This window comes from Microcoleus sp. AR_TQ3_B6, from assembly GCF_036702785.1.
In the GTDB taxonomy this organism is placed as follows: domain Bacteria; phylum Cyanobacteriota; class Cyanobacteriia; order Cyanobacteriales; family Microcoleaceae; genus Microcoleus.
This window is the reverse complement of sequence record NZ_JAUBVJ010000055.1, coordinates 1-16,172: the sequence shown is the minus strand read 5'-3', so window position 1 is coordinate 16,172 and position 16,172 is coordinate 1. Positions and strand designations below refer to the sequence as shown.

Sequence of the window (16,172 nt, the reverse complement as noted above, 5' to 3'; positions counted from 1 at the left end):
AAATGGAAGAAATTTTTTTTGGAACAGCATCTTCTACAACAGCCAAAAATGTTTATTTGCACCAGGAGGCATCATCGGAGTTTGAAAAATTTGGCGAAGGCTTCCAATTAGGTCCCTACAACACCCGCCACTTACTTTCAGATCCGAGGCGCATCGGTTTTATGATAGCTAGGCATAAATTTGTGGCAAAAATGCTGCATGGCTACAACAATGTTTTAGAAATTGGTTGTCAGGAGGGGTTAGGGTCAATAGTTGTAAGTCAGGAAGTCAATCATGTAGTAGCGACCGACTTTTACAGGCCTCATATAGAAAGCTGTTTGAGTCGGTTAACGGGGATAGTTAGCAATATCGAGTTTAGAGGTCATGATATTATTGACGCTCCCATTCCCGAGAACTTTGATGGCGCTTTCTCCATGGATGTGATAGAACACATTGAGCCTGCACAAGAAGATAGATTTATGACAAATGTAGTGGCTAGTCTGTCAGAACACGGTGTCCTGGTACTGGGAGCACCGTCTCTGGAATCTCAACAGTATGCTTCCGCCGCTTCTAAGGCCGGTCACATAAATTGCAAAAGTGGCGAGGATATGCGTACCTTTTGCAACCGCTTCTTCCACAAAGTTTTTATGTTTGGAATGAATGATGAAGTGGTGCATACTGGTTATCTGCCAATGGCGCACTATCTAATTGCCCTGTGCGTTTACCCCAAAAAGGAGCTGGCAGAACAATGAAATCCATCACCAGTCGGGATATTCGTGCTGGATTTGAAAGGTTGGGTATTGTTGGGAAGCGGGTTGTAGTACATTCATCGCTGCGTAGCTTTGGTCATGTGGAGGGTGGCGCAGAAACAGTGGTATCTGAAATGATTAATAGTTTTGAGACTATTTTAGTCCCCGGATTTTGCTGGGAATCTAACGCACCACCACCCTCACACGATCGACCAGAACAAAATGGTTGCGACTACTCATTTTATGACAATTGGACAAAACCAGCGAAACCTTTTATTTTAGAGTATGCTGGTGTTGAACCAAAGATGGGAATTATTAGCCAGACTTTTGCAAAACTTCCCCAGTCACAACGCAGTGACCACGCATGGTATTCATGGATTGCCTATGGGCAGCTTGCAGACCAATTAGTTAACCACCACCCTTGGGAAACAACACACTTACCTCTTGAAAGGTTAGCAGAGCTTGATGGTCAAATTGTACTCCTAGGGGTTGGGATTTCTTCTTGTACCGCTATTCACATAGCAGAAGAGCGTGCTGGTCGCCGTCCCTTCATTAGGTGGGCAACTGATAAAAATGGTCAAATCAAGCGCGTGGGAGCGGGTGGATGCGGGAAAGGATTCAATAATCTCATGCCTTACTGCCAGGAACTTTTTTCCGAAACTTACATCGGTTATAGCAGGGTTTTAACAACACCATTAAAAAGCTTTATTGAACATACAACCTCACTTATCCAATCTTTACCAGAAATAACTAGATGCTCAGATACCTGCATCAGATGCCGAGATGCAATACTGGGAGGTGCTATCCATTAAAAATAGCCGACATCATCCTTGTCGCTATAATCTTCAATTTGAATGCCATTCCCGTTAACTATCAAAACAATAAGGAGTTTAAACTATGACACTTGAAACACCTAATACAACAAACTTTACTTCTGATGTAACCGAATATACTGCACCCTTACCAGTGCCAGATTTGCCTTCAAAGATTTTAATGGATTTGCAGGAGGGATACTGTAATCTCAAATGCCCTAAGTGTCTTGTTCATGGTTCAGATGATATAGAGGCAATTAAAGCTATCCGGGGATATATGTCTCTAGAGGATGCACGCAAAATTCTCGATGAAGTCATGGTAGCTAACCCTTTAGTCCAGCCTACTCTCTGGAGTGAACCGTTACTGGCACGGGATTTTCGCCAACACATCACTGATATGAAAGAGCGGGGTATAGCTGTTGCCTTGAACACTAACGGGTTGTTATTGACAGAGGAAATAGCTCAATTTTTTGTTGATATCAAGCTAGACTCCCTATTTATCAGCATTGACGCTACAACCCAAGAAACGCTGAAAAAAGTTAGGGGTGTTGATAAACTTAAACAGATTCAAGAAGCTGTTTTTAGGATGCTCCGCGTTAGAGGAGATGCGACTTATCCCCGTATTGGTGTTTCTTTTGCCTTTGAGAAGGAAAACCAACAGGAACACGATGAGTTTGTTTCATACTGGGTGAAGTACGTTGATGTTGTCCGAGTTAACCAAGTATATGAGGGGGGAAGATGGCAGCGTATACCCATGCCAGAAAATCGTGTGGCTTGCAAGGCACTTTACCATACTATGGCCATCCATCACGACGGTGATGTTTCAGTGTGCTGCCTTGATGGGTTTAAAGAGACAAATTTGGGGAATGTGGTTAAAGAGGGTGTAAAAAGTGTATGGCTGGGTGAGGAGTTTCAGAAAGTACGGTATTACCACGAAACAGGTCAGTACGATCGGATTCCTTTTTGCAAGAATTGTAATGTTTGGGCTAATTATATATATGAAGAAGAAATTCAAGGGAATCTTTTGATTCGCCGTTCTCCTGGCATGACTTATTACAACTCTGTTGAGAGATTGTCAGGGTGGGAAGGAGGTTTGCTTGGCGGTCATACTCCCCACTTTACGAATGGATTGCTTGAAGCAAAAGTTCCATCTGCTGATTAGAGTATGGTTAATGACGGGGTGACAAGGAAGTTTAGTTGACCTAAATAAGTAGCAGAGAGAACCTATAATTAAGTGGCCTCTGCTAATTTTTAGGGTATGTATTTTTGATGATCTACACTCTAAAGCTTATTTGCTACCTGTGTACTATACATTCAAAGATGCTAATGGACTAGATATTGATGGACTTGATATGATAGATAGAATAATTGAATAGCACTTGGCTGCTTCCTTAGTTTTTCCCTGCGATAAAAAAAACTTTCCTAACGCATGGTATTCGTCTATAGAGTTAGGTATATCAATGATTGTGCTATTATCTGAATTTCCTAATTCAGGTTGCAACTCTTCTTCTAAACTTTGATATTGATATTGATCCTTAACGAAACTTGATTCTAGATACTGACCATCATAGGGCATACGAAATTCTTGTTCTACCACTTTTTGCAAGAGCACATGCAGCAATACATAGGTGCTGTTAGGGAGAGAAAGCTTTTGCATATACTCAAGGGTGTAAGGTATTAGATCGTACCCTATACTCATATACATACCTATAACTTTATAATTGTTTGCCGCAGCAAGATTATAGTAAAATGGTGGTTGATAAGTATAAAAGCAATGCGTTAGATATACCAAGCCATGACAAGGTAATGCGTGATACATTACTCCCCCCTGTTTGCACAAATTGTGAATGTTTGTAAAACAATTCAATTGATTAAAACAGTGTTCTGTAGTTCCATGATTCGTAACCAAATCAAATTGTTCGGCAAAATCATAATTGGCTCTGATGTTATTATTAAGGTCGAAAACAAAACAGTTATCTCCGCCCAATGCGTCTATGCAGGCATAGGAATCAAAGCCATAAGCTTTGTACATCATTGCGGCGGTATAAATACTATTAGGAGGAAGTTCATATTGGACTCCCGTATTTTTTTCAGCATGGCCTTTAACTAGGTCAGGATCGTACACATCCTGAGCTCCTAGTTCAATCACACTTTTGAAATTTTTAAATGGCGCATATTTTAAAAAAGAACCATAGATTTGTGCAGGGGGCATGCCGATTCCCATATCAATAAATATCCTGTGTGGGGGGTTAGTGGTTAGACGGAAGTATGAGTAGAGTTACTAAGGATTAACAATAGCTGAAGTGCTGACCAAAGTCAATTACATTTGGTGGCGCATTCAAAAAAAACTTTACAATGAGAGGGAATCGTTTTTAAAGAGCTTCATAGCTCAACTTTAAACACAGTCGTTTACAATTAGGTAAAGTGCTATCTACCTAGCCAGAGTCTATTTTCATATTTTCTGGAGCAACCAATTGACGAATAATCCAAAACGCTGCTTAGTAACTGGTGCCGCTGGCTTTATCGGCAGCCACCTGTGCGATCGCCTCCTGTCCCTCGGCCACACCGTCACCGGTCTCGATAGCCTAATTGTAGGTCGCCTCGCCAACCTAGAACAAGCCAAAACCCATAACAAATTTACCTTCATCGAGCAAGACGCAGCCACTATCACTCCCTCAACCCTAGAAGGAATTGACTGGGTATTTCATCTAGCAGGGCTGGCAGACTTAGTACCGTCGATTGAAAACCCCAGCCAATACTACCACTCCAACGTTCAAGGCACTTTTAGCCTGCTAGACGCTTGCCGCCACGCTCAAATCCAGCGCTTCGTCTACACGGCATCCTCCACCTGCTACGGCATCCCAGACCAATATCCCACACCTGAAACCTATCCCTGTTCTCCCGAACACCCCTACGGTTTGACTAAGTATTTAGGCGAGCAAATGGTTATGCACTGGGCAAAAGTGTACAAACTCCCCGCTATCTCCCTGCGGCTGTTTAACGTCTATGGGCCGCGTTCCCGAACAACAGGAGCCTACGGTGCCGTCTTCGGCGTCTTTTTAGCTCAAAAATTAGCAGGTAAACCCTTCACCCTTGTCGGAGATGGCACTCAAACCAGAGACTTCACCTTCGTCAGCGATGTCGTAGAAGCCTTTGTCACCGCCGCAGCATCGGATGTAACGGGTGAAATTATCAACATTGGCTCCGGCAATCCTCAAAGTGTCCTCACCCTCGTGGAACTATTAGGCGGTCCCATCGTCCACATCCCAAAACGTCCCGGAGAGCCAGACTGCACTTGGGGAGACATCACCAAAGCTAAAACTCTCTTGGGATGGGAGCCAAAAGTTTCTTTCCCCGAAGGAGTGTCTCAGATGTTGGCAAACATCAGCCTGTGGCAAGAAGCACCAGTCTGGACGCCTGATTCTATTCAGGAGGCCACAAAAGCATGGTTTGAGTATTTGGGAAAAACCTAAACTTATGGTTCAAAACACCTCTGCTCAAGTTAATCTTCAAGTTGCAAAAGCATTCCTTTACCAAGGATCTCGCCTGTTACTGCAACTGCGAGACAACATACCTGAGATTATAGCCCCCAATCACTGGGGACTGTTCGGCGGTACTGTTGATGAAGGGGAAACCCCAGCCGAAGCTATGAAGCGAGAAATCGAAGAAGAACTTTGCTGGGTACCGCCGGAATCTAAATACCTGCTGACATGGGAAGCACCCGATCGACCTTGCACTACATATATTTTTGGTATTCCCTTGACAGTACCGACTAGCGAATTAACCTTAACGGAGGGGCAAGCCTTCCAACTATTTACCTTTGAGGAATTGACTCAAGTGCTGTTAGTGCCTAAAATTCCTCGGATGCTGCCACAAGTTGTCGAGGCGATCGCCTCTGATGAACTAACCGCAGCTTGGCAGGAGTTCCGCATTAAAAATTTAACATGGGGCATGGCTCATTAACTACAACCAAAGCTGAAAAATTAAATGCAAACATTTCCTTCACAACACCCCTTTGCCACCGATTACTTCCGCCAACTTGGAAAGTTAAGCGAAAGTTTTGAAGCAACTGACACAAAATCTCAGCATCTTTCCTTTTCCGAAGCAATTAGTCAAGCCGCAGCTTTGGTATCTCAACAAAGCCAACTGCAGAAAAAAGTAATTTTTATTGGCAATGGCGGCAGTGCAGCCGTAGCAAGTCACCAGGCGATCGACTACTGGCGAAATGGAGGCTTTCCGGCGATCGCCTTCAATGACGGTGCTCTCCTGACTTGTATCAGCAACGACTTCGGCTACGAACAAGTTTTCAGCAAACCGATCGCCACCTTTGCCCAATCGGGAGATATCGTATTTGCCATTAGCAGTTCTGGACAGTCCGCTAACATCCTAGCCGGGGCCCGTCAAGCAGCTAAAATGGGCTGCTATGTCATCACCCTTTCAGCTTTTAAGCCAGATAATCCCCTGCGTCAGCTAGGAGACATTAACTTTTTTGTCCCGACAATGGCCTATGGATTTGCAGAAATTACTCATCTTTGCATCTGTCATTGTATTCTAGATGGATTGATGAAAGGCTCATTGCCAGAAACAGAAGTTAATAATCCGGTAATTGATGAGATCAAGCTATTTTCAGGCAGCCAACCAACTTAAACAGGAAGGGAAATTAGAGGAGGCGATCGCGTATTACCACCAAGCTATTGAGCAAAACCCCAACTTTTATTTGTCTCACTACAACTTAGGGGAAACATTGGCAAAACTTGGTCGGTGGGAGCAAGCAATTACTTCCTACGATCGCGCTATTCAACTCAACCCTAATTCGGTTTGGTCTTATTACAATTTAGGGCAAGCTTTGGCAAAACTCTGCCGATGGGATGAAGCGATCGCCTCCTACCGTCGTGCCATTGAGCTTTCCCCTGATTTTTATAGATTTTACATTAATTTAGGCGAAGTCCTCTGCCAACAGGATCGTCGCCCCGAAGCCGCCGCCTTCTACTGTCAAGCTGCGGAATCATTGGTCAAACAGCAGCGGTGGGATGAAGCCGAAAATTTTTACAATCAGGCTATTAAGCTCAATCCATCAGTTAACGATGACTACGGCAATTTAGCAGAAACCCTGACCAAACAGCGGCAGCTTGAAGTTGCGATCGCCAAAACCCGCAAAGCCATTAACCAGACTCCAGAAAGTGCTGAACTTCACTGCCGGTCGGGGAAGCTCTTAACACAACAAAACAGGCGAATAGAGGCAATTGAAAGCTATAAAAAAGCGATTGCCCTCAATTTTGACTTAGAAGAAGCACATATCAACCTCGTCAACTTACTGATAGAGCAAGCGGAAATAGATGGGGCTCATCAAAAACAAAACACCCTCTCTTTAGAGGAAGAGGCACTTTTTAACCTCGGAAATTTACTAATACAGCAAGGCAAATTAGAAGCAGCAATTGAAATTTACAAAAGAGCGCTCGTCATCAAACAAAATTGGACAGAAGCTTACCTCAAACTAGCAGAAGCTCACATGAAAATGAGCTGGAATTTTTACGATGTGGGTAAATTATACGAATCAATTAGCTCTACTGAACGTGCGATTGACGTATATAACTCTCAGCTTGAAAAGCATCCCCTGGGCAATTTGGGTATCCGCTTCATAACGCCGGAATATTTCACAAACTGGCCCTGGTTAGGTGCGATCGGCCACCTAGCAATCAATATAGATATTTATATCAAGATGGGTATTCTGGGCTGGCGACCTCAATACCACACAATTCTTTTAGCGCCGTCGGAACAAGTCATCAACCCCTGTTTGCTCAACTACTGGCGACGATATCTCCACATTATCACCGACCCCTCGGTCATCGATCGGCTGCTGCCCTTAGCGAAGACTATGCGCTGCTTGGAATACACTCTGTACCATATAAAACAGGCCAGCGGACAGATGGTAGATCTCGGTTACGCCTTTTCAACAGTTCAAAAACAGTGGCAAAAACAGAGCAAACCGCCCCTGCTGACTCTATCGCCCTCTGATTGTGAGCGGGGATGGAACTGTTTGCAAGACCTCGGTGTGCCTAAAAATGCCTGGTTTGTGTGTCTCCACGTTCGAGAAGATGGCTTCCGGGGAGAAGGAACGATCAGCTACCGCAGTGCGGATGTTCATACTTACTCATTAGCGATCGAGTCGATTGTAGCGCGCGGCGGCTGGGTCATCCGCATGGGCGATCCAAGTATGAAACTTTTGCCATCTAGATCGCAGGTAATTGACTACGCTCACACTACTGTAAAAAGCGATTGGATGGATGTTTTTCTGTGCGCTTCCAGCCGACTCTACCTTGGCACTAATTCAGGTTTAAACTGTATTCCCACTCTCTTTGGAACCCCCTGTGTTCTAACAAATATGTGGCCCATTTCAGCGCGTTCAGTACAAAGTCAGCAGGATATCTTTATTCCCAAGCTCGCTTGGTCTCAAGTTGAAAAACGTTATCTCACCTTTGAAGAAGCACTAGCTCCTCGCTTCTTTTTCAACGATAACAGCAAACTCCTATACTCATGGGGCATTAAAGTGGTGGATAATACACCTGAGGAGATTAATGACTTGGTACTGGAAATGCTCGATCGACTAGAAGGAATATGTCACTACACAGCAGAGGACGAAGTTTTACAACAGCAGTTCAACTCTCTGCCAACACCTTATGGGCCGAGTGCTTTTAATAGTCGGATTGGACGGTCTTTTTTGCATAATTATCATTTTTCCAAACGGAAACCCTTCGCTTAAGGCAGTCATAGTTCGATCGGAAGTCTTGCCTCATTGGTAATTGGTAATTCCTGAGGAGTTTTGAGTTTTAAGATTGGTTCGTGACTCTCACGGAGTAGCCGCTTGAGTGAATTTTAAACTTTTTAACTCAAAACTCCAAACTCTCAACTCAAAACTATCCTTAAGGTTTCGGTAGCGCACCTTCGGGACTAGGAGAAGCAGCCGGTTTGGGACTAGGAGAAGCAGCCGCAGGAGAAGGCGAAGGAGTGCCACTAGCTAACTGATTAATTTGGTCTTTATAGTTAGGAGGAGCTAACTCAGTAGCTCGATCGAACAGCGTTTTTGCCTCATCTGTTTTGCCCTGTTCCTTCAGCACGATCGCCTTTCCTAAAGTGGGGCGAAAATCTTTGGGATTAGCCTTAGCAGATTCGTCGTAAATGGCGATCGCCTCCTCAAACCGCTTCTGCACAGCATAAACCTGTCCCAAAATCAACTGCACCGAAGTTACATCAACACTTCCCGGTTTCGCCTGATTTGCAGCCGGAGCGGCCTTCAGCGTATCTTGCAGCAGTCCGATCGCAGCTTCGGGCCGCTGCTGCACCAGCAGCAAATTCACCAACCCCTGCAAAGCCTTAATTTCCCCAGGCCTAGACACTAAAATTGACCTGTAAGCCCCAGCAGCCCCTTCGCGGTCGCCCGTGCGTTCCTTAGCCTGAGCCAGCAAAATCCCGTATTCGGTAGTCTCAGGATTCAGCGCAGCCAACTTTTCCAAAGGAGCGATCGCATCCTTAATGTCCCCCACTCCTTGTCCGATCAACTCCAGCCGCACCTGCAACAATCCCCGCAAAGCCGTTACATTGTCAGGTTCCCGCTGCAAAACCAATTCGTACCCCCTCGCTTGAGCTTGCAGCAACTCTGATTGCTTCTCCCCAGACTGCGCCGTCTGAGTAGGCGTTGGAGTTGACCGACTTTGGGCTTGGCTGGCCTTGAGAATACTGTCCAAAATTGGAACGAGGGAAAATCCCAAAAAAGCGATGAGCGACAGCACCACCACCACAGAAATCAACCCACGACGCTTGTTTGCTTTTTCCATAATTCAACTATCCCAGCTTAAAATCTACTATTTTCTAAGAATTAAGGCATCACCAGGGGGCATCTGCCATGATTGGCGCGATCGGTGCAACCGTAAACGTTTTTAACTTCAAAGTCCCAACGGACAAAGCAGCCTTTTACTTGCAGCTAATATGGTAACAGACCCACAACTCCATGCTAGCTAAACAATTTTGGACGCTCAGACGCGCAGCCCCAAGGACTGCGGTGTCTGTCCAATTTAGTCTGGTCAAGCTAAAAATTACCAAAAATATGGCGGATCAGCCCGTTAGGTAATTGGATTAAGTAAAATAGGCAAGCTGAATATCCTAAATGCTATTAGCCAGCAACTCCAACGAGCGCGCGGTCGCAGGAGCGATCGGTCAGCAACTGCCAAAGTCCTTGCTCGCAAGGATTTTAGCAGCCAGGGAACCGATCGGCACTCGTAGCGTGGAAAGTTGGCGTTGACGGGTCACAACCAGACCTGCGGGCGCCAGCCCCAAGTCAGGTGCTAGTAGCTTTTAAAGCAGTTTCTTCAGTTTATTCCTAATTTCCCTTAAGGGATGTGTCTCCGCTGCAAGGAGTTTTTATGAACCCCTCTCCCAACCGGTCTTCCAAATCGCCCAAATCTACTTCAACTCGCAAGGCCCAGCCAAGCGAACCGGCCGTCAATCTGCCTAAAGATACAGATTCCATTCCTGAGACACCAGACGAAAGTCCGGTGCCTTCGGCGTTGGCTGCACCTGTTGACCAAAATCAACCGCCAACGCCAACAGACGCCCCAGCGTCCAAGGATAGGCTGCAACGACCACGCTACAGTTCTGCCCTCGACAAGGACAAAACAAAGCCACAAGACCAGCCCACCAATGCTCCTCCACCCTCTGAGCCAGCAGCACCTTCGGAAGCTGTCAGCGCTCCGACACCGCTAGCAGTCGCACCGCCGGCAAAGGCCGAGCCGGCCGCTAACGAAAGTCAGGCCGCTGAGGACATACCCTCGGTCATGCGCCAACATCCCATTCCCCCGCCCAGCGAACCCAGACAGTACCGAGCTGTTGGTTTGGTGCGGGGCCGCTACACGCAATCAGAAGAGCAATTCACCCGGGGTATGCTCATAGCTGCCGACGGAACTGCCATCGACGCAGTTTTGCTGGGTAGAGTCATGAGTTTAGTCAAAAATCACCTGGATCTGGAACAAGAACACCTGTGGGTGGTCTATCCCCGCACCAGGCAAGAAGACGGCAACTTGCACGCCCAGATTATGGGAGTTTGGGAGCCGGAAACGCTCAAGAAACCTCCCGAACCGTCCTCTGATGAGGAAAATCAGGAAGCAGCGGAGATTGAGCGTCGTGGCGAAGCATCGACCGCATCGAGCCCGCCCTCGGAACCTGATGTTGAAGATGGCTATTTTTCGATTAGAGGTGAGGTGATTTATCAATCCCAAGACGAAGAAAAGTATGTCATCGTCAAAATCAAGCAAGCTCCCCGCAAGAATGACGAGAAGATGAAGTTTTTTAAACTGAAACTTAAGGGAGATTTAGCAACAAAAGCGATCGGGTTTTTTTGGGATTTCCACGTCAAATTGAAAGCTGACAGTCTGATGATTGAGCAAGCTAATAATATTGGCGCCCTGCCGATTAAGAAGCGGAAATTCCCCCCTGGCAGCAAGCCGCCCGGTGGCTTCAAAGGAGGAGGGAAGCGTCCGTTTACTCCTAAGCCCCGCGGTGACGGTGCTCCTGTAGGGCGTCCTAACATCAAGTCGGCAGCAGCAGCACCGCCTGTCCCCAAGGAACCTCTTCCTAAGCCAGTTAAGAAGCCTAAGCCGATCGAGGAATGAACCAATTTTAGGTTTGAGATTTGAGATTTTAGATTTTAGGTGAGTGCATCAGTTTCCAATGTGTGCAGTTTTTTACCAGAATTCTTCACTCAAAAATCTAGAATCCTGGACGCACTCGCCAGGAGGAGAAACCGGGTTGCTTGACCAAAAACCCAAGCTTTCAGGCCCGGGCTAGCAACAAGAAACCCAGTTTGTGAGACCCTGTGCGTCCACAAATAATCTAAAACCGCCAAATAGCCCATCTAAAATCCTTTATTCGAGCCTCACTTGGGCGCCCCACAAATCTTGCGGGAGAAATACTCTGTCGGTGGGTAGGGGAGCAACTGGGGCCGTGAGGGTAAATTGACCCGCTTCAATTTGCTGCTTCAATTCCAATGCTACTTGTCGGGAGAGAAACATACTCGCAAGGGGGGCGGCCCGTACAGGTTTGCCCTCGATGGTGATGCGGCCACTCTTTAATTGAGCATAGCTGACTAAACCGAAGGTCGGACGAACGCGCCGGGGGATAGAGAAATCTACCACCGGCGCTACTATTTTTTTGTCTGATACTGCACAGTTGGCGACGACTGTTTCGTTTAAGACGGGAAAGGGGATGCCCACTCCCAGCATCAGGGATGGGCCGTAGTTTTTGAAGTAGCAGCCGCGCACCCATTTCGAGTTCATCTGTTTGGCGTCGCCGATGAGTGCCAGGGTGGCGGCCGGGCCGATGGGCGTGCGGTTGGGCTGGCGTTTTTGCAGCGGGAAGTGCTGGGTTCCTTCCCAAGTGATGTAGCCGGTGGCGCCTCCTAGAAAGATGCGGGTGCCGATGCCGATGATTTGGAGGTCGGGGTCGTTGAGCAGGGGAGACATGGCTCCAAGGTTCGAGTAGACGGCGTTGCCGAGGTTTGGTTGCAGGGGACCGAGGTAGGTGAACAGCGGGCGATCGCCCCCATTGACGCCAACAATAAAGTTTTGATATGCGTTGCGGGGATTGAATAAATAAAACTGGTTGATTGTATCGCGGGTAATCGTGGTTTCAAAGGAGGCGCGGGGGTAGCAGTCTGTTACTTGCCCCAAGGCTCGCAACTGCACGGGTTTGCCGGCTATTAAGTCTTCGATGACGTGTCCGCCGCCCCGTTCGCGCGATTCTTCGCCGTCTTCGGCTACTTGGGTGGCTCCCAGGTACAGGTCTACTGCCCCGAAGCCCGAGTAGGCTAAAACGCCGTCCAGCCAACATTGGCGGATTTTTATCGGCGGGTCGGTATGGCCGAGGTTGATGATTGCACCGGAGGATTCCATCGGCTCGAAGGTGCCGGTGGTAATCACATCGACTTCTTTGGCTGCTTGGGTAATGCTGGTTTCTTGAACTCTAGTTTTGAGTTCTTCGATTGTCCAGACTGTGGCTTTGCCCTGGCTGATTTTATCGTTGATTTCGTCGATCGATCTCATATATTTTAGATTTTAGATTTTGGATTTTAGATTTTGAATTGATTGATTTTGGAGTGATTTTGATTGGGGATTGATTTGGGATTGATGGAATGTCGATCGAGCGAATGCAGTTTTGGCGAGCGACCTCGGTTTGATAACACCGTAAAATGCTATAACAGATATCAGGGTTATATTATAAATAAAATAAAGAGCGATCGCCATGACTCAAGCGATATTAAAACCAGTCACGTTTGATGAATTTATTGACTGGTATCCTGAAAATTCTGAAAACCGTTACGAACTGCACAATGGAACTATTGTTGAGATGCCTAAAGCAACCGGAGAACATTCAGAAGTAGCGGGCTTCCTTGTCGCTGAACTCAACTTTGAAATCCGACGACTAGGACTTCCTTACTTCGTTCCCAAAGAATGCGTTGTCAAAGCTGATAACGAGCTATCTGGTTACGAACCGGATGCGATCGTTTTGGACAGGCAAGGGACGGACAGCGAACCGAGATGGAAAAAGGAATCTATCATTACAATGGGTAGTTCTGTCCGGCTAATTGTCGAAGTTGTCAGTACCAATTGGCGGGATGATTACGGCTACAAATTGGTTGACTACGAAGCTTTGGGCATTTCTGAATACTGGATTGCGGATTATTTGGGACTTGGCGGGCGACGCTATATTGGCAATCCTAAACAACCTACTTTTTCTGTTTACCACTTGATTGACGGTGAGTATCAAGTCAGTCAGTTTCGGGGTAGTGATAGGGTTGTGTCACCCACATTTGGACAGTTAAATTTGAGCGTTGAACAGATTTTTAGCGCCGGCAGAGATACGGTATAAAATCCGAGGCTTGAAGATAGTTATTTGAGGGGTTCGTACCACAAATTTCCTAAGTTTGTAGTGAATATTTCTGTCCTATAACAGGGAATTAATCAGGAGGGAAGTCATTATGAACCTTAACTATTGATTGTCAGGATCCTCATTTTTAACCGGAGCGGGGATGTCGGGTTTCTGTTCTGGTAAATATTTTTCGGGCAGGCTTGCGGTGACTCCTATAGAGTCTTGTTCTTCATGGAGAGCAGAATCGATTGCTGCTAAGGTTTTAGGGCTGGCACTCCACTGGTTGAGAATATCTTTAATTAGGGCTTCCCTAATCCAAACTTGAGCTACAACGGTGAGGGGGAGGGCTAGCAATAAACCTAAAAATCCAAAGAAGGTGGCAAAGAATACTTGAGCTATTAATGTTACTGCAGGTAGCAGTGATACTTGCTGTGCCATGACGTAGGGGGTGAGGACATTGCTTTCAAACTGTTGGATTAGGAAGTAAAGGATTAGGACAAAACCGGATTTTAAGGGAGAATCTAAAAGTGCGATCGTCATTGGCGGGATGACGCTCAGACTGGGGCCTATATTGGGAATTAGGTTAAGAAACCCTGCTACTACAGCGTGAGCTAGCGGTAGGGGAACTTGCAAGACCGACAGACCAATTAAGCTCAAAAAAGCAATCACACTCATGCTAATGAGAGCGCCGATGACCCATCGACCGAGAGCTATTTCGCATTCATCTAAGATGCCATCGACTCGTCGCCGATAAAAAGAGGGAAATAGTTGGATGAATGCTTTGCGGTAAGATAGAGGTTCTGCTAATGTCATTAAGGTCAAAACTATGACGAGCAAAAAGCTGAGTATAACGCCTAATGTGTTGCCGACAAAGGCTCCTGCACCGCCGACTAGTTGGTTGAATAAAGGTTGCAGTTGTTGCATGATGTCGTTAACATCAAGATTTGGCAGCCGTTGATCGAATTGCCCTGAAAACCGAGCTTCGATTTGATCTATCCACTCATTTAATTTCGCTATTCCTTGAGGGGCTCTTTGGGTAAGTTGTTGAAACTGTTGGGCAAAGGGTGGTACAATTATTAGGAATAATCCTACCAAGACTAGGAATAAGAAGCTAATTGAGCAAAGTACGGCGATCGATCTTTTGAGTCCGAATTTTTGCAAGTAGCGTGCTAGTCTGTTTAAGGCTGTGGCTAAGACGACCGCGGCAAACAGCAGCAGTAGAGCCTGCCTGATTTGCCACAGGATGTAACAAGATGCGATGAGGGCTAATAAGCCCATCCACTGTCCTAGCTTCATTAGATTTTAGATTTGAGATTTTAGATTGAGGAAGAGGGTATTGGGAATTGCTGCTGGCTAATTGCTCTGCTGCCCAAAAGCGATGAATCGCATCTCTACAAGATACCTTAGATGCGCGCGATCGCATCTTTAATCAGATACCCCTACTCGGACATCAGTATAAGCAGCCTCCTCAATTCCCTTTTGCGAACACCTGCTGCGCTGTCAGCTTCTATTCTGGGAAAGTTGGGGACTCAATAGAATCGCCGCCTCTGAACAGTTGGACTGGGTACTCGCCGTCAACAAGTTGGTAAACCGAAAAAGTAGGTTGCTTGGGGTTGCCGATGAACCGTCTGCCGCCCAATCCTAAATAGTCTATAATCCAATATTCTTGAATACCCATTGACTCATATGCCTCAAGCTTTAAGGCATAATCATCTCCCCAATTAGTGCTAGTTACCTCAACGATTAGGGGGACTGATGAACCCATTGTGATAATTGATGATTTTTCCCATCGCGGCTCGTTTCCAATGGTTTGTTCGTTAAGTACAATAATATCTGGTTCATATCCCGATTCCTCGCGCATGGGTTTGATGACGCATTCTTTGGGGATGAAGTAGGGCAAATTGAGACGCTCGGCTCTCCTGAACTTGTGGTTATAATTTATCTAATCAGAGAAGCAAGCTAATACGCGATTCCTAAAATTATTAAAATTATAAAAGCCATATCCTTGGCGCATTATCAACTTAATTCGATTGTTAATTCCTTCCATAACTCCACTTGTTGTGCGATTCAAAAAGTAGTTGCAAATCCCCTCAAAATGATTTTCAAGTGTTGATGCAGATTCTCTAAAAAACACCTGTGCATGATTTAGCCATTCTTTGATTTCTTTCTGCCCTTTTTTGACTGTCAAATTAGTCTCATATATTTCTCTAAATTTTTCTTTCATCTCATACGCAATTTTCAAGCATTCTGACTTACCTAGTACCAATTCTAATTTATCAATCTGCTCTGGATTCAAATTTATTCGATTATTTAATAATAAATATTTACTTTGCCTATCTGTTATTCCGGCTGCTCTACGTAATTTATTTAAGGGGTGCATCTCACTTTTGCAAATACATCAAGTGGAAAGTTGACCATTAAGATAAGCACAGCGAAGAGAAAGGATAGAGGAAACATTCTCGATATTCCACGCTCGCCCCCGATAGTTTCACTCAAGCGTCCAATTCGTTTAATCGTTGATTCAATTGTTCCAGAACCGATTGAGCTTAGGGATTCTTCTTTATAATATTGATAGTTAACTATTCGGCTGCGATGATTTTCTAAATATTTACAAAATGTTTTAAATAATTTTTTTTTCAGATTTTTAAATAAATTGATAACTTCATTAACTTTCCCTGACCATAACAGACTTTCTGCTTGCTTTGAGCGTTTCATT

Annotated in this window: 15 protein-coding genes and 2 pseudogenes; 10 read left to right on the top strand and 7 right to left on the bottom strand. The window is 45.6% G+C overall.

The features are described from left to right. Positions 1-2 precede the first annotated feature (2 nt). From QUB56_RS23465 to QUB56_RS23455, 3 genes are all read left to right on the top strand, one after another. Entirely contained in the window at positions 3-731 is a 729-nt protein-coding gene (locus tag QUB56_RS23465) for a class I SAM-dependent methyltransferase (protein WP_332958513.1), read from the top strand. Further along, positions 728-1,540, top strand: a complete 813-nt coding sequence (locus tag QUB56_RS23460; protein ID WP_332958511.1) for an AAC(3) family N-acetyltransferase — start codon at positions 728-730, stop codon at positions 1,538-1,540. The genes QUB56_RS23465 and QUB56_RS23460 overlap by 4 nt, the downstream gene beginning before the upstream one ends. Before the next feature lie 85 nt (positions 1,541-1,625). Next, positions 1,626-2,702, top strand: a complete 1,077-nt coding sequence (locus QUB56_RS23455) for an SPASM domain-containing protein (protein WP_332958510.1) — start codon at positions 1,626-1,628, stop codon at positions 2,700-2,702. A 144-nt stretch (positions 2,703-2,846) separates the two neighbouring features. On the opposite strand, the gene QUB56_RS23450 is transcribed toward QUB56_RS23455, so the two are convergent. Then, positions 2,847-3,764, bottom strand: coding sequence for a hypothetical protein (locus QUB56_RS23450; RefSeq protein WP_332958507.1), 918 nt, complete (start codon positions 3,762-3,764; stop codon positions 2,847-2,849). A gap of 250 nt (positions 3,765-4,014) precedes the next feature. On the opposite strand from QUB56_RS23450, the gene QUB56_RS23445 reads away from it, so the two are divergent. The 4 genes from QUB56_RS23445 to QUB56_RS23430 are packed head-to-tail and all read left to right on the top strand — an operon-like array spanning position 4,015 to position 8,300. Next, positions 4,015-5,013, top strand: a complete 999-nt coding sequence (locus QUB56_RS23445) for an SDR family oxidoreductase (RefSeq protein WP_332958506.1) — start codon at positions 4,015-4,017, stop codon at positions 5,011-5,013. A 4-nt stretch (positions 5,014-5,017) separates the two neighbouring features. Further along, a complete protein-coding gene (locus QUB56_RS23440) occupies positions 5,018-5,503 on the top strand; it encodes an NUDIX domain-containing protein (RefSeq protein ID WP_332958505.1) in 486 nt (161 codons plus the stop codon). A 24-nt stretch (positions 5,504-5,527) separates the two neighbouring features. Next, a complete protein-coding gene (locus QUB56_RS23435; RefSeq protein WP_332958504.1) occupies positions 5,528-6,187 on the top strand; it encodes an SIS domain-containing protein in 660 nt (219 codons plus the stop codon). Then, positions 6,150-8,300: a TIGR04372 family glycosyltransferase gene (locus QUB56_RS23430; RefSeq protein WP_332958503.1), complete on the top strand. Its 2,151-nt coding sequence runs from the start codon at positions 6,150-6,152 to the stop codon at positions 8,298-8,300. Before QUB56_RS23435 ends, QUB56_RS23430 begins: the two co-directional genes overlap by 38 nt. Before the next feature lie 160 nt (positions 8,301-8,460). Here QUB56_RS23430 and QUB56_RS23425 read toward each other — a convergent pair whose 3' ends face one another. Then, on the bottom strand, positions 8,461-9,372 hold the full coding sequence (locus QUB56_RS23425) for a tetratricopeptide repeat protein (protein WP_332958502.1): 912 nt from the start codon (positions 9,370-9,372) through the stop codon (positions 8,461-8,463). Positions 9,373-9,701: 329 nt separating this feature from the next. Here QUB56_RS23425 and QUB56_RS23420 point away from each other — a divergent pair, with 329 nt between their 5' ends. Continuing rightward, positions 9,702-9,836 (top strand): hypothetical protein, encoded by a 135-nt coding sequence (locus tag QUB56_RS23420; RefSeq protein ID WP_332958501.1) that lies wholly within the window; start codon positions 9,702-9,704, stop codon positions 9,834-9,836. Between the two features lie 121 nt (positions 9,837-9,957). Further along, positions 9,958-11,202, top strand: coding sequence for a hypothetical protein (locus QUB56_RS23415; protein WP_332958500.1), 1,245 nt, complete (start codon positions 9,958-9,960; stop codon positions 11,200-11,202). Between the two features lie 252 nt (positions 11,203-11,454). On the opposite strand, the gene QUB56_RS23410 is transcribed toward QUB56_RS23415, so the two are convergent. After that, positions 11,455-12,630 carry a homocysteine biosynthesis protein gene (locus QUB56_RS23410; RefSeq protein WP_332958498.1) on the bottom strand — a complete coding sequence of 392 codons (1,176 nt, stop codon included), beginning with the start codon at positions 12,628-12,630 and terminating at the stop codon, positions 11,455-11,457. Positions 12,631-12,829: 199 nt separating this feature from the next. Here QUB56_RS23410 and QUB56_RS23405 point away from each other — a divergent pair, with 199 nt between their 5' ends. Then, on the top strand, positions 12,830-13,456 hold the full coding sequence (locus QUB56_RS23405) for a Uma2 family endonuclease (RefSeq protein ID WP_332958497.1): 627 nt from the start codon (positions 12,830-12,832) through the stop codon (positions 13,454-13,456). A gap of 120 nt (positions 13,457-13,576) precedes the next feature. Here QUB56_RS23405 and QUB56_RS23400 read toward each other — a convergent pair whose 3' ends face one another. From QUB56_RS23400 to QUB56_RS23385, 4 genes and pseudogenes are all read right to left on the bottom strand, one after another. Beyond that, positions 13,577-14,752: an AI-2E family transporter gene (locus QUB56_RS23400; RefSeq protein ID WP_332958496.1), complete on the bottom strand. Its 1,176-nt coding sequence runs from the start codon at positions 14,750-14,752 to the stop codon at positions 13,577-13,579. A 211-nt stretch (positions 14,753-14,963) separates the two neighbouring features. Next, positions 14,964-15,365: pseudogene (locus QUB56_RS23395) on the bottom strand (Uma2 family endonuclease); the annotation flags it as partial. Between the two features lie 33 nt (positions 15,366-15,398). Beyond that, complete coding sequence (locus QUB56_RS23390; RefSeq protein WP_332958494.1) at positions 15,399-15,836, bottom strand: transposase; 438 nt, start codon at positions 15,834-15,836, stop codon at positions 15,399-15,401. An 18-nt stretch (positions 15,837-15,854) separates the two neighbouring features. Next, positions 15,855-16,172, bottom strand: a pseudogene (locus QUB56_RS23385) (ISKra4-like element ISMiva1 family transposase); the annotation flags it as partial.